At 70.2% G+C, this 23,676-nt stretch carries 19 protein-coding genes, 5 pseudogenes and 1 riboswitch; of the genes and pseudogenes, 10 read left to right on the top strand and 14 right to left on the bottom strand.

What is annotated here, in order from left to right; translation table 11 throughout:
• A pseudogene (locus tag ACH47Z_RS45315) lies at nucleotides 1-289 on the top strand (transposase family protein); the annotation flags it as partial.
• Between the two features lie 188 nt (nucleotides 290-477).
• On the opposite strand, the gene ACH47Z_RS45310 reads toward ACH47Z_RS45315, so the two are convergent.
• Both ACH47Z_RS45310 and ACH47Z_RS45305 read right to left on the bottom strand, forming a co-directional pair.
• Nucleotides 478-711 carry a hypothetical protein gene (locus ACH47Z_RS45310; RefSeq protein ID WP_399085918.1) on the bottom strand — a complete coding sequence of 78 codons (234 nt, stop codon included), beginning with the start codon at nucleotides 709-711 and terminating at the stop codon, nucleotides 478-480.
• Nucleotides 712-1,089: 378 nt separating this feature from the next.
• Entirely contained in the window at nucleotides 1,090-1,473 is a 384-nt protein-coding gene (locus ACH47Z_RS45305; protein ID WP_399085915.1) for an ArsR/SmtB family transcription factor, read from the bottom strand.
• Nucleotides 1,474-1,552: 79 nt separating this feature from the next.
• Nucleotides 1,553-1,744, top strand: a riboswitch (cobalamin riboswitch).
• Between the two features lie 26 nt (nucleotides 1,745-1,770).
• Here ACH47Z_RS45305 and ACH47Z_RS45300 point away from each other — a divergent pair.
• Together ACH47Z_RS45300 and ACH47Z_RS45295 are read left to right on the top strand one after the other, a co-directional pair.
• Complete coding sequence (locus ACH47Z_RS45300) at nucleotides 1,771-2,922, top strand: HoxN/HupN/NixA family nickel/cobalt transporter (protein WP_399085912.1); 1,152 nt, start codon at nucleotides 1,771-1,773, stop codon at nucleotides 2,920-2,922.
• 460 nt (nucleotides 2,923-3,382) lie between these two features.
• A complete protein-coding gene (locus ACH47Z_RS45295; protein WP_399085909.1) occupies nucleotides 3,383-3,571 on the top strand; it encodes a hypothetical protein in 189 nt (62 codons plus the stop codon).
• A gap of 37 nt (nucleotides 3,572-3,608) precedes the next feature.
• Here ACH47Z_RS45295 and ACH47Z_RS45290 read toward each other — a convergent pair whose 3' ends face one another.
• The 4 genes and pseudogenes from ACH47Z_RS45290 to ACH47Z_RS45275 all read right to left on the bottom strand — a co-directional run bounded on the left by ACH47Z_RS45290 (nucleotide 3,609) and on the right by ACH47Z_RS45275 (nucleotide 6,772).
• Nucleotides 3,609-4,766, bottom strand: a complete 1,158-nt coding sequence (locus tag ACH47Z_RS45290) for an acetyl-CoA C-acetyltransferase (RefSeq protein ID WP_399085906.1) — start codon at nucleotides 4,764-4,766, stop codon at nucleotides 3,609-3,611.
• A gap of 31 nt (nucleotides 4,767-4,797) precedes the next feature.
• Nucleotides 4,798-5,412 (bottom strand): TetR/AcrR family transcriptional regulator, encoded by a 615-nt coding sequence (locus ACH47Z_RS45285; RefSeq protein ID WP_399085903.1) that lies wholly within the window; start codon nucleotides 5,410-5,412, stop codon nucleotides 4,798-4,800.
• 15 nt (nucleotides 5,413-5,427) lie between these two features.
• Entirely contained in the window at nucleotides 5,428-6,222 is a 795-nt protein-coding gene (locus tag ACH47Z_RS45280; RefSeq protein WP_399085900.1) for an SDR family oxidoreductase, read from the bottom strand.
• A pseudogene (locus ACH47Z_RS45275) lies at nucleotides 6,219-6,772 on the bottom strand (acyl-CoA dehydrogenase family protein). Before ACH47Z_RS45275 ends, ACH47Z_RS45280 begins: the two are co-directional and overlap by 4 nt.
• 46 nt (nucleotides 6,773-6,818) lie before the next feature.
• On the opposite strand from ACH47Z_RS45275, the gene ACH47Z_RS45270 reads away from it, so the two are divergent.
• From ACH47Z_RS45270 to ACH47Z_RS45260, 3 genes are read left to right on the top strand one after another with little or no spacing between them, the layout of a single operon-like run.
• Nucleotides 6,819-7,697, top strand: a complete 879-nt coding sequence (locus ACH47Z_RS45270; RefSeq protein ID WP_399085897.1) for an enoyl-CoA hydratase — start codon at nucleotides 6,819-6,821, stop codon at nucleotides 7,695-7,697.
• On the top strand, nucleotides 7,697-8,866 hold the full coding sequence (locus ACH47Z_RS45265; RefSeq protein WP_399085894.1) for an acyl-CoA dehydrogenase family protein: 1,170 nt from the start codon (nucleotides 7,697-7,699) through the stop codon (nucleotides 8,864-8,866). The genes ACH47Z_RS45270 and ACH47Z_RS45265 overlap by 1 nt, the downstream gene beginning before the upstream one ends.
• Nucleotides 8,866-9,855, top strand: coding sequence for an acyl-CoA dehydrogenase family protein (locus ACH47Z_RS45260; protein ID WP_399085891.1), 990 nt, complete (start codon nucleotides 8,866-8,868; stop codon nucleotides 9,853-9,855). The genes ACH47Z_RS45265 and ACH47Z_RS45260 overlap by 1 nt, the downstream gene beginning before the upstream one ends.
• A 237-nt stretch (nucleotides 9,856-10,092) precedes the next feature.
• Here the strand turns inward: ACH47Z_RS45260 and ACH47Z_RS45255 are convergent, their stop codons facing one another.
• The 3 genes from ACH47Z_RS45255 to ACH47Z_RS45245 form a co-directional block, all read right to left on the bottom strand.
• Nucleotides 10,093-13,758, bottom strand: coding sequence for a helix-turn-helix domain-containing protein (locus ACH47Z_RS45255; protein ID WP_399085888.1), 3,666 nt, complete (start codon nucleotides 13,756-13,758; stop codon nucleotides 10,093-10,095).
• A 112-nt stretch (nucleotides 13,759-13,870) separates the two neighbouring features.
• A complete protein-coding gene (locus ACH47Z_RS45250) occupies nucleotides 13,871-14,257 on the bottom strand; it encodes a peptidase inhibitor family I36 protein (protein ID WP_399085885.1) in 387 nt (128 codons plus the stop codon).
• Between the two features lie 46 nt (nucleotides 14,258-14,303).
• Nucleotides 14,304-14,816 carry a hypothetical protein gene (locus ACH47Z_RS45245; RefSeq protein WP_399085882.1) on the bottom strand — a complete coding sequence of 171 codons (513 nt, stop codon included), beginning with the start codon at nucleotides 14,814-14,816 and terminating at the stop codon, nucleotides 14,304-14,306.
• 356 nt (nucleotides 14,817-15,172) lie between these two features.
• On the opposite strand from ACH47Z_RS45245, the gene ACH47Z_RS45240 reads away from it, so the two are divergent.
• Together ACH47Z_RS45240 and ACH47Z_RS45235 are read left to right on the top strand one after the other, a co-directional pair.
• Nucleotides 15,173-15,805: a glycoside hydrolase family 25 protein gene (locus ACH47Z_RS45240; RefSeq protein ID WP_399085879.1), complete on the top strand. Its 633-nt coding sequence runs from the start codon at nucleotides 15,173-15,175 to the stop codon at nucleotides 15,803-15,805.
• 329 nt (nucleotides 15,806-16,134) lie between these two features.
• Entirely contained in the window at nucleotides 16,135-16,776 is a 642-nt protein-coding gene (locus ACH47Z_RS45235; RefSeq protein ID WP_399085876.1) for a nucleotidyltransferase domain-containing protein, read from the top strand.
• Nucleotides 16,777-16,816: 40 nt separating this feature from the next.
• Here ACH47Z_RS45235 and ACH47Z_RS45230 read toward each other — a convergent pair.
• The 4 genes and pseudogenes from ACH47Z_RS45230 to ACH47Z_RS45215 form a co-directional block, all read right to left on the bottom strand.
• A pseudogene (locus ACH47Z_RS45230) lies at nucleotides 16,817-18,267 on the bottom strand (NF041680 family putative transposase); the annotation flags it as partial.
• 132 nt (nucleotides 18,268-18,399) lie between these two features.
• The gene (locus ACH47Z_RS45225; protein WP_399085873.1) at nucleotides 18,400-18,900 is read right to left on the bottom strand and encodes a hypothetical protein; all 501 of its coding nucleotides are present in this window, start codon (nucleotides 18,898-18,900) and stop codon (nucleotides 18,400-18,402) included.
• A 229-nt stretch (nucleotides 18,901-19,129) separates the two neighbouring features.
• Nucleotides 19,130-19,855 carry a dienelactone hydrolase family protein gene (locus ACH47Z_RS45220; protein ID WP_399085870.1) on the bottom strand — a complete coding sequence of 242 codons (726 nt, stop codon included), beginning with the start codon at nucleotides 19,853-19,855 and terminating at the stop codon, nucleotides 19,130-19,132.
• Nucleotides 19,856-19,955: 100 nt separating this feature from the next.
• Nucleotides 19,956-20,656 (bottom strand): annotated as a pseudogene (locus ACH47Z_RS45215) (recombinase family protein).
• A 133-nt stretch (nucleotides 20,657-20,789) separates the two neighbouring features.
• Here ACH47Z_RS45215 and ACH47Z_RS45210 point away from each other — a divergent pair.
• On the top strand, nucleotides 20,790-21,326 hold the full coding sequence (locus ACH47Z_RS45210) for an ArsR/SmtB family transcription factor (RefSeq protein WP_399085867.1): 537 nt from the start codon (nucleotides 20,790-20,792) through the stop codon (nucleotides 21,324-21,326).
• Nucleotides 21,323-22,618, top strand: coding sequence for an MFS transporter (locus ACH47Z_RS45205; protein ID WP_399085864.1), 1,296 nt, complete (start codon nucleotides 21,323-21,325; stop codon nucleotides 22,616-22,618). The genes ACH47Z_RS45210 and ACH47Z_RS45205 overlap by 4 nt, the downstream gene beginning before the upstream one ends.
• 232 nt (nucleotides 22,619-22,850) lie before the next feature.
• Here ACH47Z_RS45205 and ACH47Z_RS45200 read toward each other — a convergent pair.
• Nucleotides 22,851-23,455: pseudogene (locus tag ACH47Z_RS45200) on the bottom strand (Tn3 family transposase); the annotation flags it as partial.
• Nucleotides 23,456-23,676: the final 221 nt, after the last annotated feature.

Raw genomic sequence — 23,676 nt, 5'->3', positions numbered from 1 at the left:
CCGCCGCACGACAACACGGGATCATCGAAGCCCTCGCCGATGCGGGGCTCAGGTGCTGGGCCGATAGGGCGTATCAAGGCGCCGGCGACCTTGTCGGGTGCCGTTTCGAGGCCGCCGTCTGAAGCGATGGAAGCGCCGCCACAACACCACACGCCAAGATCCGCTGTGTCGGCGAGCAGGCGATGGCCACCCTCGAAGGCTGGCGCCTCCTGCGGAAACTTCGCTGCAGCACCAACCGATCACCGACGTCGTGAAAGCCGTCCTGGTCCTTCACCATGCGTCAGCGTGAGGTTGGAAAACGCTCAGTGCTTGTGGCGCCACACGTAGTGAGCCACGATCCTGGGTAGCCGCGCTTCGCACAGGCGATCAGTCACGAAAACGTCCGAAGACGCGGCGCACACGCACAGCACGATCCGCCTCGATTCGATTCGTCGGCGGTTCTCAGGGGGAACTAGTTGCGCCATGCCTGCAGTCAAGTCACCGTCCGAGCATCGCGGCACCGATCCCACCCAGTGACCGCTCCCGGCCGCCCAGTACACAGCCGACCACGAAGACCGGCACGACCGCGGCGACCTGCACCCACACCGGCGGTGCCGCACCCGTGGCCAGCGCATGTCCCCCGGCGGCGAGCAGCACGCACAGCAGGGCGAACACCGCCGCGCGCACGCTTCGCACCACCAGGGACACCTTCACGGCATCAGATGCTGCCACGCGGCCGCACGATCTCCGCGCTCGCCCACGCATGCGCACCACCGCCCGCGAACCACCCGATGCACCCGCTCTCTCTACGAGTCACACCCGACCACCGCTCAGTTCCCGGCCGCCCCGGCGAAAAAGAAGCGTTGGGAGCGCCGAGGAAACGCGAGCGGCACACCTGCCGTCCGCCGCGCGCCGCATCCTCACACTCACGAAGGTGTAGCAGCATGACCGAGACCAACGGACTGCAGCCCGTGACGCCCCTCTGCGGCAACTGCGACTGGGCTGTCCCCAGTTGTTCATCACCCGAGCGCCTCGACCGACCGCCGGATCGTTATGACCGACGACTTCGGCCGGCACCGGTGATCAACCGAACGAGCGTGGCGTAGTGATCTAGTGGGGCGGTGTGCCGTCGGTGCCCGTGTCGTGGGACGCGCAGTGTTCCAGCAATGCGGAAACCGGGCCGTCGACGAGCCGGTAGCGCACGATCCTGCCGTCCTTGTCGCCCTCGACGACGCCCGCGGCGCGCAGGAGGCGGAGCGCCTGGGAGACCGCGGTGTCCCGCATACCGGTGGCAACGGCGAGGTCCGAGACGGCGATGGGACCGGCCTCGTGGAGGGCGAGCAGCAGGGAGAGGCGTCCGGGATCGGAGAGCAGGGAGAACCGATCGGCCCAGGCGCGTACACGCTCGGGCTCGCCGACGGCCGCGATGGCATCGCAGACCCGGTGGCCGTCGATGGTCCGCTGCCCGGCGCGTTCCGCGGGGACGAGATGCATGGCCTCATCATCCCAGCCATCGCCATTCCCGCTCACACCTGCATAGTTGTGCAGCCTTGCAGCCCTTGACCGCGGCACTCTAGGGTGGACGGGCCGTGGTGTTCGGGAAGACCGGTGACGGCCCCTCAGGGGGCTCAGTCCGGAGCGGCCCTCGCCACTGTGATCGGGAAGTTTCCGCCCCACGCATTGCCACTGGCCTCGCGGCCGGGAAGGCAGGGGCGGGTGCGTCGACCCGTCAGCCAGGAGACCGGCCACGGCATCACGAAGCTGATCCACGAGGTGCTGGAGCGTGACCGAATGACCGTGTCCTCAGGCGTGCCCGAGACCGCCGCCACCACGTCCTTCCGCTGGCGACGCGAGGACACCATCCGAACCGCGGGTCTGCTGACCGTGATCGTCGCTCTGCATGTGGCGGCCTTCGGGATCCTCTTCGTGCTTGTGATCCCGCATCACTATGAGGTCGGTAGCAAGGCGTTCGGGGTCGGCCTCGGCATCACCGCCTACACCCTCGGTATGCGGCACGCCTTCGACGCCGACCACATCGCCGCGATCGACAACACCACCCGCAAGCTCATGGCCGACGGCAAGCGACCGGTGTCGGTGGGCTTCTGGTTCGCACTCGGCCACTCCAGCGTGGTGGTCGTCATGGCCGCCCTGGTCGCGGGAGGCGCGCAACTCGCCGGCGCCCTGATGAACGACGGCTCCCGGACCCACCAAGTTCTGGGCACCGTCGGCACCACGGTCTCCGGCGGTTTCCTGTACCTCATCGCCGCCCTCAACCTCGCGGCGCTGTTCGGCATCGCCCGCGTCTTCAAGGCCATGCGCGCCGGGCAGTACGACGAGGCCGAGCTGGAGGCGCACCTCAACTCGCGCGGCTTCATGAACCGCATCCTGGGCCGGCTCACCAAGTCCGTCCGCCGGCCGGGCCAGATGTTCCCGCTCGGCTTCCTGTTCGGAATCGGCTTCGACACCTCGACCGAGGTGCTGCTCCTCGCCCTGGCCGGCAACGGCGCGGCCGCCGGGCTGCCCTGGTACGCGGTCCTGTGCCTGCCCCTGCTCTTCGCCGCCGGCATGAGCCTCTTCGACACACTCGACGGCACCTTCATGAACTTCGCCTACCAGTGGGCCTTCTCGAACCCCGTCCGCAAGGTCTTCTACAACCTCACCATCACCGGCCTGTCCATCGCCGTCGCCTTCTTCGTCGGCACGATCGAACTGGTCGGCGTCCTGCACGACAAGCTCGGCCTGACCGACGACGTCACCGGCTGGATCGCCGGCCTGAACCTGGACAACGTCGGCTACGTCATCGCCGGCCTGTTCGTCATCGTGTGGGCGGTGGCCATCGCCTACTGGCGCCTGGCCAAGGTCGAGAAGCGCTGGAACGCCCACGCATCCAGCGCACATGAGGCCGGGGAACCCCGTGAACACGTGAGAACTACGGAGGGGTGATTTCCCAGGCCAGACGCGCCACAGTCGACGTTTCCACAGGTCACGGCCCCGCCCAGGGAAAACTCCTGGAGTTGGTCTCATGCGTGGTGCCCGCATCCGCCGTGGCAACGATGTGGGGACCGTCCGCCACATCGCGCTCGACGGGGCGGTCAACGTCCGTGACCTCGGTGGCTACCGCACGAACACCTGCCGGGCCCTCGCGAACGCGGCGTGGTCGCGGAGCGCGTCTGGCGAACCTGGACCGGCCCGGACACAGTGGCCGTCCGGGTCCCGTGGTCGCCGCCGGACACCGACGAGACCGCGCTGGACCGCGACCGCCAGGTGCTGGAGCCGATCGACCCGACGGGAAGGAGAGGCCGGATGACGCGCTGGGTGGCGAGACACGGTCCCTGGCGAGTCGGCATGCTCCGCAGGATCCGATCTGTCCGGCGGTTCCGGTGGGACGGTTGTCAGGTGGGACGTGACGACGGACCGGCCGCCCGCCCGGATCGCCGCCGACGCCGGCCTGCCGGAGCCCCTCGACGCGGTGGCCCTCGCGCCCGTACGGAGCCGGATCGTGCCGTTGCGCGGTCGGGTCGGCGGGATCGGGGCGCCGCGCCCGGCCCACCTCTTGCGCTGGCGCGACGTCCCGGTGCTGACGTATTCCTGATACACCGCAAGGCCCGCGTGCGTGCGTCGGTCGTACGTCAGAGGCGTTCGATGATGGTGACGTTGGCCTGGCCGCCGCCTTCGCACATGGTCTGCAGGCCGTAGCGGCCGCCGGTGCGCTCCAGTTCGTGCAGCAGCGTGGTCATGAGCTTGGTGCCGGTGGCGCCCAGGGGGTGTCCGAGGGCGATGGCGCCGCCGTTGATGTTGACCTTCTCCGGGTCGGCGCCGGTCTCCTTCAGCCACGCCAGCACCACGGAGGCGAAGGCCTCGTTGATCTCGACGAGGTCGATGCCGTCGAGCGTCATCCCGGACTTCTTCATCGCGTAGGCCGTGGCCGGGATCGGCGCGGACAGCATCCGGATCGGGTCCTCGCCGCGTACGGACAGGTGGTGGATGCGGGCGCGTGGGGTGAGCCCGTGCTCGCGTACGGCCCGCTCGGAGGCGAGCAGCATCGCCGAGGCGCCGTCGGAGACCTGGGAGGAGACGGCGGCGGTGAGCCTGCCGCCGTCGACCAGCGGTTTGAGGGCCGCCATCTTCTCCAGACTGGTGTCGCGGCGGGGGCCTTCGTCGGTGGTGACGTCGCCGTAGGGGACGAGTTCGCGGTCGAAGCGGCCCTCGTCGATGGCGCGCAGGGCCCGCTGGTGGGAGCGCAGGGCGAACTCCTCCATGTCGCGGCGGGATATCTGCCACTTCTCCGCGATGAGTTCGGCGCCGTGGAACTGGTTGACCGGCTGGTCACCGTAGCGGGCGCGCCAGCCCGTGGAGCCGGCGTACGGGCCCTCGGTCAGCCCGAGCGGCTCGGCCGCCTTGCGGCTGGCGAAGGCGATGGGGATCTGCGACATGTTCTGCACGCCGCCCGCGACCACCAGGTCCTGGGTGCCGGAGAGCACGCCCTGGGCGGCGAAGTGCAGGGCCTGCTGGGAGGAGCCGCACTGGCGGTCGACGGTCACGCCGGGTACCTCCTCCGGCAGCCCCGCGGCGAGCCAGCAGGTGCGGGCGATGTCACCGGCCTGCGGCCCGACGGTGTCCAGGCAGCCGAGGACGACGTCCTCGACGGCGGCCGGGTCGACGCCCGAGCGCTCCATCAGCGCCTTCAGCACATGGGCGCCGAGGTCGGCCGGGTGGACGGCGGCGAGCCCGCCGTTCCGCCTGCCGACCGGGGTGCGTACCGCTTCGACGATGTAGGCCTCGGACATGCCTGCTGCTCCTTCGGTGACGTTTCCAGTGTCATGCACGGACGGCGATACCCTCCAGCACCATCGACAGGTACTGGCGGGCGATCTCCTCGGGGCTGTGCTGTCCGCCCGGCCGGTACCAGGACGCGGCGACCCAGACCGTGTCGCGTACGAAGCGGTAGGTGAGCCGGATGTCCAGGTCGGCGCGGAAGGCCTGGGCGGCCACCCCGCGCTCCAGGGTGCCCAGCCACGCCTCCTCGAACCTGGCCTGCGAGTCGGCGAGATAGTGGAAGTGCGGCTGGTCCCGCAGGTGCTTGGACTCCTTCTGGTAGATGGCGACGGCGGCCCGGTGCCGGTCGATCTCCCGGAAGGACTCGGTCACGAGCGCCTCAAGGGTCTCCCGTGGGCCGAGCCCGGAAGCGAGCACGGCGTCGTACCGGGCCCACAGCTCGTCCAGAAAGGTGGAGAGGATCTCGTCGAGCATCGACTCCTTGGAGTCGAAGTGGTAGTAGAGGCTGCCCGCGAGCATCCCCGCGGCGTCGGCGATCCTGCGGACGGTGGTGGCGTTGTAACCCTGCGCGGCAAACACCTCGGCGGCGGTCACCAGCAGTTCCTCACGCCGCTCAGGGGACGGACGCACCGTGGTCTTCCTGCTGTTCTTCGGCACCGGGCCGTTCTCGCCTCACGGGTGCTGACTGCTGACCGACAGGACCTCACCGGTCAGGTACGAGGAGTAGCCGCTGGCGAGGAAGACGATGACGTTGGCCACCTCCCACGGCTCGGCGTAACGCCCGAACGCCTCGCGGGCGGTCAGCTCCGCCAGCAGCTCGGGGGTGGTGACCTTGGCCAGGTGCGGGTGCATGGCCAGGCTCGGCGAGACGGCGTTGACGCGTACGCCGTACTCGGCGGCCTCCAGCGCGGCGCAGCGGGTCAGGGCCATGACTCCGGCCTTGGCGGCGGCGTAGTGCGCCTGGCCCTTCTGTGCGCGCCAGCCGACCACCGAGGCGTTGTTGACGATGACGCCTCCGCCGCCTGCCGTCTTCATCCGGCGCAGGGCGGCGCGGGTGCAGCGGAAGGTGCCGTTCAAGGTGACGTCGAGGACCTTTCCCCACTGCTCGTCGCTCATCTCGACGAGGTCGGCAGTGCCGCCGAGGCCGGCGTTGTTGACCACGATGTCGAGCCGACCGTGTCGCTCTTCGGCGAGGTCGAACAGCGCGCCGACCTGGGCCTCGTCGGTCACGTCGCAGGGCAGCCCGGTCACCCGGTCGGTGCCGAACTCGGCGGCCAGCTCGGCCTCGGACTCCTTGAGCCTGCGGGCGTGGGCGTCGGAGATGACGACACCGGCGCCCTCCTCCAGCAGCCGCCGGACCGTTGCCCCGCCGATGCCCGCGCCCGCGGCGGCGGTGACGACGGCGGTGCGGCCGGCGAGCAGACCGTGGCCGGGGACGTACGGCGGCGGAGTGTTCGGCGCGGTCATGGGTGGGCCTCCCTGGGCAGGCCGAGGACACGCTCGGCGATGATGTTCCGCTGGACCTCGTTCGACCCGGCGTAGACGGTGTCGGAGCGGGAGAACAGGAACAGCCGCTGCCAGTCGGTCATCGGGGCCCGGGCTCCGGCCGCGCCGCCCTCCAGCATGCGCAGGGCGTTGAACCGGATGGTCTCCAGGCCCACTCAGGCCCTCGTGCGCGAGGGAGGTCCAGGTCTTCTGCCCCGTCATCACCCACTCCGCCCCGTCCGAGGAGCTGCTCGCCGACGTGGTTCACGCGGGCGGGGACGTCCGCGAGCGCGTACTCCTCGTGGAAGGCGACCTGCTGCTCCAGGGGCGCGCCCCGGCCGCCGTACTCCTTCGGCCACCCGACGCAGGTCCACCCCGCGGCCGCCAAGTGCCGCTCCCAGGCCAGGCGTTCGGCAAAGGCCTCCTGTTTCCGTCCCGGCCCGCCGCGCCCGCGCGGGTCCGCGAACTCGCCGGTGAGGTTGGCCAGCAGCCAGGCGCGGATCTCCGTGCGGAACTCCTCGACGCTGCTCATGACGGTACGTTAACCTACCAAACACTTGTTAGGGAAGGAGGGGTTGATGTCCGCTGCCCGCGACGAGGCCGAGGCGACGCCCGACGGCCCGGTGCTCTACGAGAAGCGGGGCCCGGTCGCGACCGTCACCATGAACCGGCCCGACTACCGCAACGCCCAGAACTCCGCGATGACGTACGCCCTGGACCGCGCTTTCTACCGCGCGGCCGACGACGACCAGGTCAAGGTCGTCGTCCTCGCCGGTGCGGGAGAGCACTTCTCCGCCGGGCACGACATCGGCACCCCCGAGCGCGACGCCCACCTGCCGTTCGACCGCAGGGCCGGGCTGTGGTGGGACCACTCGGACAAGGCAGGCGCCGAAAGCCGCTTCGCCCGCGAGTCCGAGGTCTACCTGGGCATGTGCCGCCGCTGGCGCGAGCTGCCCAAGCCCGTGATCGCCTCGGTGCAGGGCGCGTGTGTCGCGGGCGGGCTGATGCTCGCCTGGGTCTGCGACCTGATCGTCGCCTCCGACGACGCCTTCTTCGCCGACCCCGTGGTGCGGATGGGCATCCCCGGAGTCGAGTTCTTCGCCCACCCGTGGGTGATGCCGCCGCGGATCGCCAAGGAGTTCCTCTACACCGGCGACCGGATGAGCGCCCGGCGGGCGTACGAGATCGGGATGGTCAACCGGGTCGTCCCGCGCGCCGAACTAGCCGTTCGCACCATGGAGTTGGCGGAACGGATCGCCCGGATGCCCCGCATGGGCCTGGCACTGACCAAGCGCGCCGTCAACCAGGCCGAAGATCTTCAGGGAATGCACGCCGGGCTGGACTCCGTGTTCGGACTGCACCACCTCGCCCACGCCCACAACGCCGAGACCGCCCAGGACTCCCTCGGCGGCATGGACGTCCGCGCCATGAAGGCGGCCGGGACGAAGGAGGCCTGATGGACCTGGACTTCACGGCCGCGGAGGACGCCTTCCGCGCCGAGGTCCGCGCCTGGCTCACCGCTCGCGTCCCGGACACCCCGCTGCCCTCCCTGGAGACAGCGGAGGGCTTCGCGGCCCACCGGGAGTGGGAGCGCACGCTGTTCGCCGACCGCTGGTCGGTGGTCTCCTGGCCCGAGGAGTACGGCGGCCGGGGCGCCTCGATCCTGCAATGGCTGATCTTCGAGGAGGAGTACTACGCCGCCGCCGCGCCCGGCCGCGTCAGCCAGAACGGCATCAACCTCCTCGCCCCCACCCTCTTCGAGCACGGCACGGACGAGCAGCGCGCCCGGATCCTGCCGCCCATGGCGAGCGGCGAGGTGATCTGGGCCCAGGCCTGGTCCGAACCGGAAGCCGGCTCGGACCTCGCCGGCCTGCGCTCCACCGCCGTACGAACCGACGGCGGCTGGCGCCTGAACGGCCAGAAGACCTGGTCGTCGCGGGCCGCGTTCGCCGACCGGGCCTTCGGCCTCTTCCGCAGCGACCCGGACACCCCGAAGCCCCACCAGGGACTGACGTACCTGATGTTCCCGCTGGACGCCGAAGGGGTGACCGTACGGCCCATCGGCCGGCTCGACGGCAAGCCCGCCTTCGCCGAGCTGTTCCTCGACGAGGTCTTCGTGCCCGACGAGGACGTCATCGGCGAGCCCGGACAGGGCTGGCGGGCGGCGATGAGCACGGCGGGCAACGAGCGCGGGCTCACCCTGCGCAGCCCCGGCCGGTTCACCGCGGCCGCCGACCGCCTCACCACCCTGTGGCACGACCGGGCCGACCCCAGCGACACCGCACTGCGCGACCGGGTGGCCGACGCGGTGGTCGGCGCCCGCGCCTACCAGCTGTTCACCTACGCAGGGGCCTCGCGCATCACCGCGGGGAGACCGATCGGCGCGGAGTCCAGCCTGAACAAGGTCTTCTGGTCGGAGCTGGACATCGCGCTCCACGAGACCGCCCTCGACCTGCTCGGCCCGTACGGGGAACTCGCCGACGGCGCCCAGGAGGCCCCCGCCCACGGCAGTTGGGCCGAGGGTCACACCTTCTCCCTCGCCGGTCCCATCTACGCCGGGACCAACGAGATCCAGCGCGACATCATCGCCGAGCGGCTGCTCGGCCTGCCGAAGGGACGCCGGTGATGCGGTTCCTCCTCGACGACGAGCAGCGGGAGTTCGGCCGCACTCTGGACAGCCTGCTGGAGGCGGCCGGCACCCCGGCGGTCGTACGGGCCTGGGCGGCCGGGGACACCGCACCCGGCCGCGCCCTGTGGGCCCGCCTGGCCGAGGCCGGCGTCTTCGCCCTCGCGGTGCCGGGGCAGCACGACGGGCTCGGCCCGCTCCCCGTCGAACTCGCCGTCGCCTTCTGCGAGCTGGGCCGCCACGCGGTGCCGGGGCCGCTGGTGGAGACGGTGGCCGCGGCCGCCCTCCTCGACCGCCTGGGCGACGGTGACGTGACGCGGACGTGGCTGCCGCAGATCGCCTCCGGCAAGGCCGTCGTCTCACTGTGCGCCCCGGGAGTGAGCAGCCCTTACGCCCTGGACGCGGACGCGTCCGACGCCGTGTTCGTCATCGACGGCGACTCGCTGCGGGTGGCCGAGGGGCACGGGCCGGTCCAGCCGTCCCTCGACCCGGCCCGGCGCCTGGCCCGGCCGCACGGCGGAACCGTCCTGACCCGGGGGCCCGAGGTGATCGCCGCGGCCGTGCACGCCGCCGACGTCGCGGCCCTGGCCACGGCCGCCCAGGCCCTCGGGCTGGGTCACGCCCTCCTGGCGCGAACCGTCGACTACGCCCGGCAGCGCACCCAGTTCGGGGTCGCCATCGGATCCTTCCAGGCGGTCAAGCACCGGCTCGCCGACACGTTCATCGCCCTGGAGTTCGCCCAGCCGTTGCTGCACGCCGCGGCCCTCGCGCTGGCCACCGCGCATCCGGCCGCGGGCCGGGAGATCGCCGCGGCGAAGGTTTCCGCCGGCGAGGCGGCCTACGCGGCGGCCCGCACCGCCCTGCAACTCCACGGGGCCGTCGGCTACACCGAGGAGCTGGACCTCTCCCTGTGGATCCGTAAAGCCCGGCCCCTCCGCAACGCATGGGGCACCCCCTCGGCCTGCCGCGCCCGCGTCCTCGTCCCCTGAGCCCCCACCCGCCGCCCCCGCCGTGGCCTGGGAGGCTGCCGGAGGAACAGCATGGGCCCATCAGGTTTGCCGTCCGAGGCCTGATCGCGTGTGTGACGTCCGCGGCGCCCCGTGCGCTGTATCCGATGGACCGGCGAACGCGGTCCCGTGATGTTCGCTCATTTCCCCCGTTGGGCGAACACGCACGCAGGGGCGGGCAGACCCACTCCCCCATCGTCTGCCCGCCCCGCGTGCTTCTCAGTCAGGATGCTGATGACCGCAGATCCTCCTGAAGGGGATCTCAGGGACGAGCTGTTGCCACGTGTCCCGGTTCAGCAGGCTGGTGATGAGCGGGCAGTCTTGGTTGATCACGTGTTCCGGGTCGAGGCGCCAGATGCGTGCGGTGCCGTCGCTGCTGGCCGTTGCGAGAGTGTGGGCTTCGGCGGGATCGTAGGCCGAGGCGTTGACGGATCCGGTGTGCCCGGACAGGGTCGCGACCAGGGTGCCGGATCGGGTGTCGCGGATTTCGATGGTGCCGTCTTCGTCTGCGGCCACCACGACGGAGCCGTCGGGGCTGAAGGTGATGGCGTGGATGGTGTTGCTCTGCCGGGGCAAGGTGCGGATCAGGTGGTAGTGGCGGGTCTCCCAGAGGGTGACCTGGGCGGAGTTTCCCGCAGCGGCGAGGATGTGGCCGTCTCGGGTGAACGCCAGCGTCAGGACTTCTCTGCGGGTGCCCGTCAGTTGCCTGTGATGACGCGTCTTCAGGTCCCAGACGTACACGGTGGAGTAGTTGTCGCCGGAGACGAGCGTGCTGTTGTCGGGGCTGAAGGCCAACGCGCGGACTGTGGTGGTGTGTGCGGTGAGTGCCGGCAGCGGTCTCGCGTTGGGCAGTTGCCACATCCGAATCGTGTTGTCGTCTCCGGCGGAGGCCAGCAGACGGCCGTTCGGGCTGATGGCGACCGTCCGGACAGGGTCTGTGTGACCGGGGAGGGGCGGAAGTGGGGCGCCGTCCTTCAGGCGCCACAGGCGGACGGTCTTGTCCTCCCCCGCCGAGGCGAGCAGCTTTCCGTCGGGGCTGATGGCGAGGCCGTTGACCCGGCCGTCGTGGCCGGAGAGGGTTCGGCGCAGTCGGCCGGAGTCGGTGTCCCAGAGCCGGATGGTGCCGTCGACGCCGGCGGTCGCGAGGGTGTGGCTGTGCGGTGCGTAAGCGAGGGCTTGCTGCGGATTGGACGGATGGGTGGCCAGCAGAGCCTGCCCGAGGTTCCACCAGATCACGGAGTGGTCCGAGCCGGTGCTGGCGAGGGTGCGGCCGTCCGGGCTGAAGCGGAGGGCGTAGACGGCGTCGAGGTGCCCGGCGAGTACGGCGGTGGTGGTCCGGGAGGCGATGTCCCAGACACGGATGGTGTTGTCGTCGCTGCCGGCGGCGAGGCTGGTGCCGTCAGGGGAGAAGGCCGGCTCGTACACGTGGCCGGTGTGGCCGGTGAGGACTGCGGTGCACTCACCGGTGTCCGGATTCCACAGGCGCACCGTGCCGTCGTCGGACGTGGAGGCGAGCACGGTCCCCTGCGGGTTGAAGGCGACACGTTCTGCAGTGCTGTGATGGCCTCGCAGGACCTTGGAACTGCCGTCCTTCAGGTTCCACAGGCGGATGGTGGCGTCGTCACCTGCCGTGGCGAGGAGGCCGGTGCGGCTGAAGGCGACGCCGTTGACCTGACGCCCTCCATGGCCGCTCAGGGTGCGCCGCGAGCCGGTGGCCGGCTTCCACAGTGCGACATCCTGCCCGTCGCCGACAGCGGCAAGGGTGGTGTCGTCGGGACTGAACGCCAGCCTGCGGATGCGCTTCTGCTTGCCGTCGGCACGAAGGACATCCCGCCGGCGTCGTCCGGCTACGTCCCACAGCCGGACGGTGCCGTCGCCACCGGCGGTGGCCACGGTCCGGCCGTCGTGGCTGAAGGCCAGACCGAACTGCGTCCCGGTGGGGCCATCGAAGCCGGGCATTTCCCTGTGGGTGCGGGCGTCGTAGACGCGTACCCCGTCGGCGGTTCCGGTGACGGCCACCAACGGCTGGGTGGGGCTGAAGGCGAGTCCGAAGGCCGCGCCCGGGTAGTCGGAATGCCCGGCGTAGTACTGCGCCTGGGTGCTGAGCAGGGCGGAGCGGGCCTGGCTGGTGGGGGCGAGGTTGAACGCGGTGAGGGCCAGAAGAGCGGAGGCCGCCGGCTGGCGGTCGGCGAGGGCGGCCGAGCGGGCGGCGAGTTCGGCGCTGACGGCGGCTTGCCGTTCGGCGTCGGCACGGCGCAGCTGCACGAAGAATCCGGTGCTTGCAACGAGCGCGACCAGAAGGAGCGCGCTGAGCGCGGCGACGAGTTGCCGAAGGCGGCGGGCGGTGCGGCGCTCGGCCTGCGCAGTGGCCTGTTGCATTGCCTGACCGGCGCGGAGGAAGTCGGTGCAGGCGGGGGCCAGCCCCATGCGGTCGCCGTGTTCTTCCGCCCATTCAGAAGTCACCGCCAGCCGGGTGCCTCGGTAAAGGAGTGAGGGGTCCTGGTCGTTTGCGGACCAGGTCGCGGCGTCGTTGACCAGTTGCTGGTGGATGCGGAGGCCGGCCCGGTCCTCGTCGAGCCAGCCGCGCAGTCGCGGCCAGGCGCGCAGCAGTGCCTCGTGGGTGATTTCGACCGTGTCGCGTCCGAGGGTGACCAGTCGGGCGGCGGCGAAGTTCTCCAGGAGCTGCAGAGCGGCATCGGCATCGGGCGCGCTGGCCAGGAGCTGTTGTCGCAGTACGCGGCGGCGGAAGTCGTCGGTGTCCTCACCGACGTGGACCAGTCGGAGCAGGATCTGGCGGCCTTGGCGTTGGGTGCCGGGGTCGTGGGCCAGGCGGGTCCAGGCTCGCTCGGCGCTGGCGGCGATGGAACCGTGGACGCCGCCGATCAGCTCGTAGCCGGAGAGAGTGAGGGTGCGGCCCGTCCGTTGTTGCCAGACGGCGCGCAGGGTGTGGGCGAGCAGCGGCAGGGCACCCGGATCGCCGTTGCCGTGCGGGGCACCGAGGTCGGCGAGCAGGCGGTCGACCAGTCCTGGCTCCAGTTCGAGGCCGGCCGCCCTGGCTGGTCCGGTGATGGCTTCCCGCAGTTCCTCCTCGGTCATCGCGCCCAGGGCGAGCTGCCCGTGCTGGGCGGCCCGGCGTAGTGGAGGGTGGTTGAGGCACAAGGCGTAGCAGTCGGCGCGGACGCCGAGGACGACGCGGGTGCCCGCTGCTGCGAGGGCGCAGAGCTCGTTGATGAAGTCGGTGCGCTCGGTGGGATCGGTGCAGAGGGTGAAGAGTTCCTCGAACTGATCGACGACGAGTAGCTGCGTGCTGCCGGTTGGGGTGTCTGCCTGGTCGCAGTGTGCGTGGAGTTCGGCTCGAGGGGTGGTGGTCGGGGTGAGCCGGATCACGGTCATGGGTGGTTCGCCCGGTGCGCACAGGTCGCCGCGTCGAGCTGCGGGGACGAGGCCGGCGTGCAGGAGCGAGGTCTTCCCCGCGCCGGATGTCCCGACGACGAGCACGGGCTCGCTGGTTTCGCCGATCAGATTCAGCAGTTCGGCGATCGCCCGGCGGCGGCCGAAGAACCAGAGGCTGTCGCTGTCGCGGAAGGCCGCGAGACCCGGGTACGGACATGGCCCATCGGTCTCCGGCGGCTGGTCCTCGGCTTCTCGTGGAGAGGGGAGGACCAGGGGCTGCAGCAGTCCGTGAGCGTCGAGGGCTTCTTCGCAGTGGCGTGCGAGATCGGGGGTGGGGTTCTTCTTCCCGTTTTCGACACGGCTGATGTGCCCCTTGGAGTAGTGCACCATCTGGGCGAGCCGGCCAAGCGGAATGTTCCGCTCGGCCCGAAGCTTTCGGAGGGCTTCGCCGAAGGCAGGTGTCTGGGGTGGCTCGTCCCCGTCGTCGGGCATGGCTGCTCTCATCAACTGTCCACTCCGCGTTGCTCGGTCTGTCAACGAGACATGGGGAGAAAAGGTGGCGGGCCGCTGGTCATCGTCAGCGGCCCGCCATCCCGTGGTGCGGTCAGACGCAGAAGCCGTGCCAGGCGGGCTTCAGGGAGAAGAAGGTGAAGCCCGAGCCGCCCTGCCCACCGGGGCGGACCTTGGCGTTCTGGCCCCCGCGGTTGGGCAGGTTGTAGATGCACCACGTGGCCTGGGTGCGGTTCCAGCTCCAGGTGGCACCGCCTTCCAGGTGCTGAATGCGCACGTCGTTCGAGCCGACGCGGAAGTGGGCGAAGTGACCGTGCGCGTCGTGGACGCAGAAGGTGTCGTCCGGGCAGTCCTGATCGGATGCCGTCGGCGCGAGGGCGGCAGCGTGCTGCGGGACGTTCATGGCGTGTGCGGCCGGGGCTGCGGCGAGGCATGCGGTTGTGGCGAGCGCTGCGGCGAGCCGGACGATCGTCTTCGACATGGTTTTCCCTTTCGGGGTGGGAGAGATGGTCTGGGTCGTGGGGTGGTCAGTCGCTGTTGCCCGGCTTCCAACCGAGGTAGTTGCTGAAGAAACCGAGTGAGGTGAAGTGCCCGATGGCCCTGTGGACGTTGGTCGCCCAGTAGCCGCCGGCTCCGTCGGCGATGCCCACGTGACCGTGGGGGTCGCTGGTGCGCCAGAAGACGAAGGCGCCCTTGGGCGGGTTGGTGTCGCCGACGTGACGCTCACCGTCATCGCTGTTCCAGTGGCCGAGCGCGGTGTCGTGATGGGTGTTGCGGTCCCAGGCCAGCCGGACGGCACGCTCGCACAGGCCCTCGAAGGCGGTGCTTCCCTGGCGGCTCTCGAACCAGCGGATGGCGTCATCGGCGTCCCTGGCGTCGGCCGAGCGGGCGGCCGCGTGTTCCATCACGGTCGTGACGGCGGATCCGGCTCGGGAGAGCGGGTGGGAGAGCTGGGGAAGGGCTGCGGCGGCCGACGCGCCGGTCGTTGCCAGCAGTGCGATGGCGGCGACCAGGGTGGGCAGGAAGGTCTTCTTGGGCACAGCTGTCTCCTGTGGCGAGGGGATTCGGTGGACCCGGCGTGATGCCGCCGGTGTCATCACCATCGCCACGTGCCGAACCCCGGTCCACCGGTTGTCCGTTGCCTGACCTGCAAAGACAACGGACAACACCCGTCTACCCGCATGGGTGGAAGCGCTCAGCAGCACGCCTTCCGTTCCTTCGGCTGCCCCGCGTCGTTACCCGTGTGCCCACCCACCCGGCCACCCGCCCACCTGGAGGCGCCACCATGCCGAAGCCCCGTCGCACCGGTGCTGCCGCCATACTGACGCTCCTGCTGTCCTGCGTCGGCCTTGCGCCCGCAACGGCGTCTGACCCAGGGACCTACCCCGTACACGGGGTGGACACCTACCACCAGAACCACGACACCCGTGGCGGCCGCCCCTTCGACTGGACCGCTCTCGCCGCCCACGAACAGTTCATCTCGATCAAGGCCACCCAGGGCGAGCACCACGAGGACCCCTGGCTCGGCAGGGACCTGGCCGGAGCCGCCTCCGTCGGCCTGATCCGCACCGCCTACCACTACCTCGACGCAAGCGAGTCCGGCACGAGTCAGGCGGAGTTCTTCCTCAAGACCATCCACAAGTACGGATTCACCGGTACCCACCCAGGAGAGCTCGCGCCGGAACTGGACATGGAGCAGTGCGTCCAGGATGGGCACCACCTGACCGTGCAGCAGGTGACGGACTTCATGGACCGGGTCCGCGCCGAGACCGGTGAGACGCCCACCCTGTACGCACGACGGTCCTTCGTCGACGACTGTCTCGGCGGCACCAAGGCCCTGGCGAACTACCCGGTACGCCTCGCTCGCTACAAATCCGGCTCCGCCGAGCCGTCGCCGCTGCCCGGCGGCTCGGGCTGGGACTTCTGGCAGTACAGCGAGGACGGCACTGCCGACGGCATCGGCCCCGAAGTCTGCCTGGACGTATTCCACGGGGACCTTGCCACGCTCAAGCGTCGCGCCCACCTGTGACGGCCGGCAGTGCAGCTGCCGAGCCTGCTCGCAGCTGTACGTGCTCGGCGAGGCGGGGGTGCTGCGCGCGAACGCTGCCCGTAGTTGTCGCCGTGTGGGTCCATGGCATTGCTCCCGATGAACTGCGAGGCTGCGAACGGACCGGCGCTGGCGGCCTCGATCGGCCCCGGTACTGGTGGGCTCGCGTATTCAACTGTCGCCGGTTCCCCGAGGAACCCAGCCCGCTGGTGACCGGCTGTGATCGCCAGCGGCGTACAACTCCAGGACTCGTTCATCGCCTTCATCGACTACGGCCAGGGACCCTTCGAGTCCGCTGATAGATTCCTTCGGTGAGCGAGAAACTACCCAGCGGCGGCATCGATCTGTCACCCGACGAGATCGAAGCCCTCCCCGCCAGGTGGTCATCATGCTGGACCCCGAGTGAGGTCGCGCAGCGGTTGGCCGGGATCAGCACGCCCTGGTGCGTGGCCGCGGGCTGGGCGCTGGACTTGTTCCGCGGCACGCAGACGCGCGCTCATGGGGACATCGAGATCGCGATTCCGGCCGCGAGCTTTCCCGAGGTCCGCCACCGCTTCCCCGGATACGTCTTCGACACTGTAGGCAGCGGCCGGATCTGGGAGGACGCCACACCGGAGGTGCTGGCCGCCGTGCACCAGACATGGCTCCGCGATCCGGCCACCGGAAGCTACCTGCTCGACGTGTTCCGCGAACCGCACGAAGGCGGCACCTGGATCTGCCGACGCGACGAGAGGATCCGGCTTCCCTACAGCGACATCGTCCATCACACCCAGGACGGCATCCCGTATCTGGCGCCCGAACTGGTCCTGCTGTTCAAGGCCAAGCACGCCCGCCGAAAGGATCAAACAGACTTCGAGGCGACCTTCCCGCGCATGACCTCGGCTCAGCGCGAGACCCTGGCCGAGCTACTCGCCCGCGTACACCCGGGACACCCCTGGATCGCGGGCCTGTAGCCAACGGTTTACTGGTGTGACCGCCCAAGCTTGTTCTTGATGGTCTGAGTCGGTTTCGTTCGATGATGCTCTCGGGTCGATTCACGGTCTTGCCACGTCGTAGCGGGTGGCGGGCCGCCGGTTCTTGGAGCCAAGTTGCCGTCCCAGTCCGGGAGTTGAGGGATTCGGCGCGCGGGCCGGACAACGCAGGTGCGGGCGGAGGTTCCGAAACCCCCGGCGGACTCGGGCCGGGGTGAGCCGGCCAAGCTCGGCGGGCTTCTCCCACGGCCGCCGCAAGTCGGCGGCGGCCCCGCGCTGAAGGCGGATCTGGGTGTGCGCGGCGATGATCAGCCAGGTCCAGCGCTCGCCGGCCTCGGGGGTTCGCAGCTTCGGACGGGTCCACCCGAAGGTCTGATTCATCAGCCTGAAGAGGTGCTCGATGTCGAACCTTCTCAGGAACGCCTGCCAGCGCACGTCGACGTCCTCGCTGTTCAGGCCAGTGGCGGACGACCAGAGCCAGAGCGGGAGCGGGTCACCTCCGCCGGGCAGGCGGTCGACCTGGAGACGGATCAGCGTGCCTTCGATGATGGGGAGTTCGCCGACGTGGTCGATCCACGCGGAGCGGGTGGTCAGGCGGGGGTGGATGCGGTCCCAGGACATCGCGCGGGCGGAGCCGTACCGGTCGGTGACCTGCACGGTTGCCGCGTCCGGCTCGCCCCAGGTCTCGGGCTTGGTGAAGCGGAACTCCTTGCCGTGCTTCGGGGGTCGCCCGCCCTGGGGATAGGCCGAGGCGTACTCCTTGAGCGAGGGCGTGGGCCGTCGCATGACGCGGTCGGAGCGCATCCGTCCCAGTACCTCGACCGGGAGGCCGTCGAGGAGATGAGCCATGCGCGGGGCGTCGTAGCCGGCGTCGAAGACGATGAGGATGTCGCGGTCACCGACGTGCCAGCGGCCCATCTCCATCAGGTCCGTGACCACACGGCGGAGTTGGGTGGCGGTGACCTCGGCGACGTCGTCCTCGGGCCCGAGACGAACGGCGTCCAGGAGCTGACACCAGGACGTCCGGCCCGATTCGAGGGCGGCGACGAACGAGTACGGCCAGCCGGGCACGAACGGGTCCGAGGACCGGCCGCTGCGGCCGTAGACGTGGCAGAACAGGCGGTCCGCGCTGGTCGGGGCGTCGGGGCGGAGCCAGTTGCCGACGTCGACCGCCGGGACCAGGCGGCCGTCGGCGGCCCGCGGCATCTGCAGACCGGCCAGCACCTGCCGTAGCCGGGATACGTCCACGTTCCCGTGGTTCAACGCCTCGTACATCGCGCCATGCCCGCGCCTGTGTTCGGCCACCAGCGTGAGGTCCACCGGCGAGGTCACCGGACCGTCCGCGCACAGCAAGGCGTCGACGAGCTCGAACAGTTCGTCCCCGCACGCGGTCAGACAGTCGAATAAGTCGTCCCGAAAGCGTGAGGCGTTCGCGAACGCCTCCGCCGGAACAGCATCAGACAGCAGACTCACCCTTACGGTCTTCGCACTGGTCAAGTGCCTCTTTGGTCGGAGTACATGATCGCGCGGAGGCCGCCGGCGTGTCCGTTGAACAGCCCAACCAGAGATCAAATTCGAGTGATGTTCGAACGCCGATGAGCAGGTTCAGGCGGCAACCAGCGAGGCCTGGATGCGGCTGACGGCACGCAGGATCTCGTCCCGGTTCTTCGCCCGCTTGATCCATGCCGGAAGACGGGCCACCAACGTCATCTTCTGCCCGGTGTCATACCACGGCGCTCGTTCCCGCAGCGATGCCTGGACGAAACGACGGATCAAGTCGAGATGTTCGAGGTTGTACGCCCACAACCACCCGTGCCGGGTCTCAACCTGGAGCCACAAGGGCATGCCGAAGTACGGATCCGTCGCGGGGTGAGCCGTGCCGGCAGAGAGCCCGACACGACGGCCGCTCCACACTCGAGACAGCCCGCAGCCACGACAGACCAGACGTCGCGGCCTGAACAGGATCCGACCGTCGGGATCAGAGTCCTCGGGTGCTGTAACGACACGAGCGGCTTTCTCACAACCAGGACACCGCACAATGATCAAGCTTATGAAGTCGTACTCGGTGCTGCGCGGATCCCGGAACCGCCCAGAGAACAAGGCCATGCGGTGAGTATGCAACTGCCTTGCAGATCGGCGCATCCCGATTCGATCGCTCACGCTCAGGCCCGCCGACCACCCCGCCATGGCCGAAACCGAGGTTAGAGAACAAGCTAAGAGCCTGTGAACAAACCCCCATCTGCCCAGCGGCGTCCGGCACGCACGCTCGCGGGTTGCCGAAAAGCCCCGGTCGACCGGCTTGGTTTGCGGTCCGGGATCGTGGTTGCCGACCAGATCACTCCGTTATGGGCAGGCACTCGGCGAGCAGGTCGACGACGTCCCGCCAAGCCCGCTGCGCGTGCTGAGGGTGAAAACCGACCCCAGGAAGCACGATGTGGTCGACCGGCGGGTGATGGAAGGCGTGCAAGGCGCCGCCGTAGACCACGAGGCGCCAGTCAACGCCCGCAGCCTGCATCTCGGCAGTGAATGCGTCCCGTTGTGCGGGCGGCATGATCGGGTCTTCCGACCCGACCCCGGCCCACACCGGGCAGTGAATGCGCGCCGTCTCGCCTGGTCGGCCCGTGGTCAGTCCGTTGACTGTCGCGATCGCGCGCAGGTCGACGCCGTCGCGCCCGAGTTCCAGCGCGATTGCGCCCCCGGTACCGTAGCCGACGGCGGCGATCCGGTCCGGGTCGGTCCGCGGCTCGGCGCGGAGCACGTCGAGCGCCGCGTGGCCGATGCCTCGCATCCGGTCGGGGTCAGCGAGCAGCGGCATGCAACGGGCCAACATCTCCTCAGGGTCGCCCAAATAGCGCCCGCCGTGGAGGTCGAAGGCCAGGGCCACGTATCCCAGCTCGGCGAGCACATCGGCCCGGCGGCGCTCGACGTCGCTGAGCCCCACCCCCTCGGGGCCGACCAAGACCACGGGCCGGCGGTCGACACCGGCCGGGAGCGCGAGATGCCCGATCATCGTCAGGCCGTCGGCCGCGTATTCGATCGTGCGCGTTGTAACCGTCGTCATGAGCCTGGACTGTAGTGATCGTCGAGCCCGGTCGGGCCGGTGTTCTGCCGCTGGCAGAAGGCAGGTCTCTGGCGTATTCCGGAACCACCCCGTCAGCGGTTCAGCTCAGAGCCTGTGAACAAACGGCCGTCGCGCCCGAAGGGCGGGCGGACTGGCGGGGCACTGCGCCGGCGCGCAGCTCGCGCAGGTCCGGGATGTGGTTGTAGAGCGTGCCCGGCGAGACGCCGAGCAGTTCGGCGATCGAGGTGATCGAGCGGCCCGGGTCGGGCAGCAGGTCACGGGCGGCCCGGATGATCTCCTCGGTGGCGACGCCGGGGCGTCCGCCGACCCGGCCGCGGGCGCGGGCGATGACGAGACCCTCCTTGGTGCCGATGACGACGAGTTCGCGAACGAACTCCGCGAGCGCGGCGAAGACGTGGAAGACGAGTCGACCGCCGGGGGTGGTGGTGTCCAGGTTCTCGTGCAGCGAGGTGAAGCCGATGCCGCGTTCGCGCAGCTCGGCGACCATGTTGATGAGGTCTTGGAGGCTGCGGCCGTAGCGGTCGAGCGAGGGACGACAAGCGTGTCGCCCGCGTCGAGGAACGCGTGGCACGCCTTCAGCTCGGGACGGAGCGCGTCCTTCCCGGACTTCATGTCCGCGAAGATCTTCCGGCACCCGGCGGCGGTGAGCGCGTCGAGCTGCCGCTCCAGTTCCTGCCCCCCGGTCGACACCCGGGCGTACCCGATTTTGACCTCGGTGCACACGAGCGGCTCGGCAACGAGCGCGTCCGCGCCGTGCGCTGACTCCTGAGTGGTCGTCATGGCCCCGGATCGTGTCAGAAAACGGCGGTCCGGGGTTCTTGAACGCCCGAGGTCTCCGCGCCGGACAGCAGATTCTGGGAGCCCGCGCGAAATCCCCTTGCGCAATGGTCAAGAATCGTTGACCATTGCTCGTATGCCTACCGATGATCTTCCCGAGACGTTTCACGTCACCACGGACGAGCAGCTGCGCGCCGTCTCCAATCTCACGCGCCACCGGATCATGGCCGCGCTCCGCTTCGAACCCGCGACGATCACGCAGATCGCCGAGCGGGTGGGCCTTGCGAAGGGGAGTTCCAGCTACCACGTACGGCTGCTGGAGCGGGCCGGCCTGGTGAAGGTGGTACGGACACGGAAGGTGCGGGGCGTCACCGAGCGGTACTACGCGATGGCCGCGCGGTCGATCGCGCTGCCGGATCCGGGCGAGGGAGGGCCGGACGTGCTGATGCGCCATGCGGTGGCGGACCTGGAGGCGTCGCCGGTGGATCAGCGGCACGTGAAGATGGCGCATCTGCGGCTCACCGACGAGCAGTTCGCGCAGCTGGGGGCGCGGCTGCAGGCACTGGCGGACGAGTACCGGGAGCTGTCCGATCCGTCGCTGCCGGACGCGTCACTCGTCTTCGCACTGTTCCGCCCGGCACCGCGTGAGCAGGCCGAAGGGGGCGCCAAGTGACCTCAGACGTCCGGAAGTTGCCGACCGGGTTCGGACGGCTGTGGAGCGCGCAGACGATCTCCTCGCTCGGTGACGGGGTGACGCATGCCGCGCTGCCGCTGCTCGCGTTGACGTTGACGCGGGATCCGATGGCGCTGGCCGTGGTCACGGCCGCGGGAACGCTGCCGTGGCTGCTCTTCGGGGTGCTCGGCGGTGCGCTGGTGGACCGCTGGGACCGCCGGCGCACGATGTGGGTCGCGGACACGGCACGTGCGGTGCTGCTCGCGATACCCGCGGCGGCGGCCGCCCTCGACGTGCTGAGCATTCCGCTGCTCGCGGCCGTCGCCTTCCTGCTCGGCCTCGGCGGACTCTTCTTCGACACGGCCGCCACGGCCTATCTGCCGGATCTGCTCCGCCGCGACCCCGCACTCCTGGAGCGCGCCAACTCCCGCCTGCGCGGCGCCCAGACCGCCATGTCCGGCTTCGCGGGGCCGCCTGCGGGCAGTGCGCTGCTCGCGCTCGGGCGGGCGGTTCCGCTGCTCACCGACGCGGTGTCGTTCATGCTCTGCGCACTGCTCGTACGTACGCTGCCCGCCATGCCCCGGCCCGTGCCGGAGGTCCGCGAGTCGCTGCTTCGGCAGGCGCGGGCCGGGGCCTCGTACGTCTTCCGGGACCGGGTGCTGCTCGGGCTCGCGCTCCGCCCGGCGGTCGGGAACGTCGCCTTCCTCGCTGTGGAGACCGTCCTCGCCCTCTTCGCGCACGACCGCCTCGGCATCGACACCTACAGCTTCGGCCTGCTCCTCACGGCGGAGGCCACCGGCGGCCTGCTCGGTGCAGGCATCGCCTCCTACCTCGGCCGACGACTCGGCACCGGCATCGCACTGACCTGCACAGCCGCCGTCGAGGGGCTCGCCATCCTGGGCCTGGCCGCTGCTCCGAACCCGTACGTCGCCGGGCTGGCGCTCGCCGTCTGCGGGGCCGGCATGGGCGCCACGATGGTGCTCGGGCCCTCCCTCCGGCAGGCGATCGTCCCCGCCCACCTCATGGGCCGGGTCGCCTCCACCTCCCGCATGCTGGCCATGTGCGCCGCCCCCGTCGGGGCCTTCCTCGGCGGCTGGCTGGCCACCACCTACGACATCCGCACCCCGCTCTACGCCGCCGCCGGCCTCCTCCTGGCGATGACGACCGTCACGGCATCCATGACCAGCAACCGCCGGGTCGAAGCGGCGCTGCGTGCCGCCGCCCCGGCCGGCGGTCCAGATCACCCGGCATCCAAGGATCCCGCCCAGGAGAGTGCACCCGACTTGTTGTGACGTCTGCCGCGACTGCGTCACAACAAATCGGGTGCCAGGCCCCCCGCGGGGCGCAACGAGCGGCCAGGTCGGTCGGGTGTGTCAGCCGTCAATCCTCGTCGTCCTCGGAGGCGTCCGGGTCCCGGAAGCGGCGCCGGCCCTGTCCTGTCCGGGACCGCTGGCTTTGACGTTGAACAGGCAGCGGCCCAGGAAGTTGATGTGCCGGTCCTTGAGCGGGGAGAGGCGGGCGACGTCTTCGTCCTTGGCAGATCGCGCGGGCGAGGCAGTGGCGGGATTCCTGCACGGTGAGCCGCCGGTTCATCAGACGCCGGTAGGTGTCATCGACCGGGTCGACCAGGGCGAGCAGGTGCATGGTCTTGTCGATGCGCCCGTACTCGGCGAACGCGGCCCCCAGCGGGGTCGGGTGCCCTTCGCGGCCGAACATCCGCAGCAGGTCGTAGGCCCGGACCTGGTTGGTGATGAGCGACCCGGCCACCCGGAGCATGTCCGGCCAGTGCGTGGCGATCTTCTTCAGGTTGACCTTGTTGCAGGCCACGTCCTCCAGCAGCCCGTACCCGTCGGCCGGCTCCTCGCCCTCGGGCAGTTCGGCCCGCCAGAACCGCTGGTCGGCCAGGTCGCGGAAGCGTGGGGCGAAGCGGAAGCCGAGCATCTTGTACAGGCCGAACGCCATGTCCGAGTACGACGCGTTGTCGGTCGCCACCATCTCCCGGCGCACGCCGCCGTCGAGGTTCAGCAGGGTGTCCAGGGTGTAGAGGCTGTCGCGCGGGGTGCCGCGCACGACCATCGCGCCGCTCCGGCGACCTGGTCGTTGACGGCGTTGAGCCAGGTCACGCGCCTGCGCCCACTGCGTGACCCGGCGACCGTCCACCTCGACGAGGACGACGAGGGCACCGGCACATGACGCGGCGCTCAGGCGGCGGGCCCCGGCGGTCTGCGGCTGCGTGGTGCCGACGCGCGTGACCAGAGGCGATGCCGTGGGCAGGCGGCGGCGGGGTCCGAGGGCCCCGGCCGCGTGTCCGCCGGGATGGTGTGTCAGAGCATGGCGAGCCGGTCCACCA

It is taken from the genome of Streptomyces sp. NPDC020192 (assembly GCF_044388685.1).
Lineage (GTDB): Bacteria > Actinomycetota > Actinomycetes > Streptomycetales > Streptomycetaceae > Streptomyces.
Note: the sequence above shows the minus strand (reverse complement) of the source record. Positions and strands in the feature narration are given on the sequence as shown.

Bases quoted from the DNA above. Each gene is read 5' to 3' on its own strand.
- ACH47Z_RS45305 (WP_399085915.1), bottom strand. From the start codon at position 1,473: ATGCATCTCGTCCCCGCGGAACGCGCCGGGCAGCGGACCATCGACGGC.
- ACH47Z_RS45300 (WP_399085912.1), top strand. From the start codon at position 1,771: ATGACCGTGTCCTCAGGCGTGCCCGAGACCGCCGCCACCACGTCCTTC.
- ACH47Z_RS45290 (WP_399085906.1), bottom strand. From the start codon at position 4,766: ATGTCCGAGGCCTACATCGTCGAAGCGGTACGCACCCCGGTCGGCAGG.
- ACH47Z_RS45280 (WP_399085900.1), bottom strand. From the start codon at position 6,222: ATGACCGCGCCGAACACTCCGCCGCCGTACGTCCCCGGCCACGGTCTG.
- ACH47Z_RS45270 (WP_399085897.1), top strand. From the start codon at position 6,819: ATGTCCGCTGCCCGCGACGAGGCCGAGGCGACGCCCGACGGCCCGGTG.
- ACH47Z_RS45265 (WP_399085894.1), top strand. From the start codon at position 7,697: ATGGACCTGGACTTCACGGCCGCGGAGGACGCCTTCCGCGCCGAGGTC.
- ACH47Z_RS45260 (WP_399085891.1), top strand. From the start codon at position 8,866: ATGCGGTTCCTCCTCGACGACGAGCAGCGGGAGTTCGGCCGCACTCTG.
- ACH47Z_RS45255 (WP_399085888.1), bottom strand. From the start codon at position 13,758: ATGCCCGACGACGGGGACGAGCCACCCCAGACACCTGCCTTCGGCGAA.
- ACH47Z_RS45250 (WP_399085885.1), bottom strand. From the start codon at position 14,257: ATGTCGAAGACGATCGTCCGGCTCGCCGCAGCGCTCGCCACAACCGCA.
- ACH47Z_RS45225 (WP_399085873.1), bottom strand. From the start codon at position 18,900: ATGGCCTTGTTCTCTGGGCGGTTCCGGGATCCGCGCAGCACCGAGTAC.
- ACH47Z_RS45220 (WP_399085870.1), bottom strand. From the start codon at position 19,855: ATGACGACGGTTACAACGCGCACGATCGAATACGCGGCCGACGGCCTG.
- ACH47Z_RS45210 (WP_399085867.1), top strand. From the start codon at position 20,790: ATGCCTACCGATGATCTTCCCGAGACGTTTCACGTCACCACGGACGAG.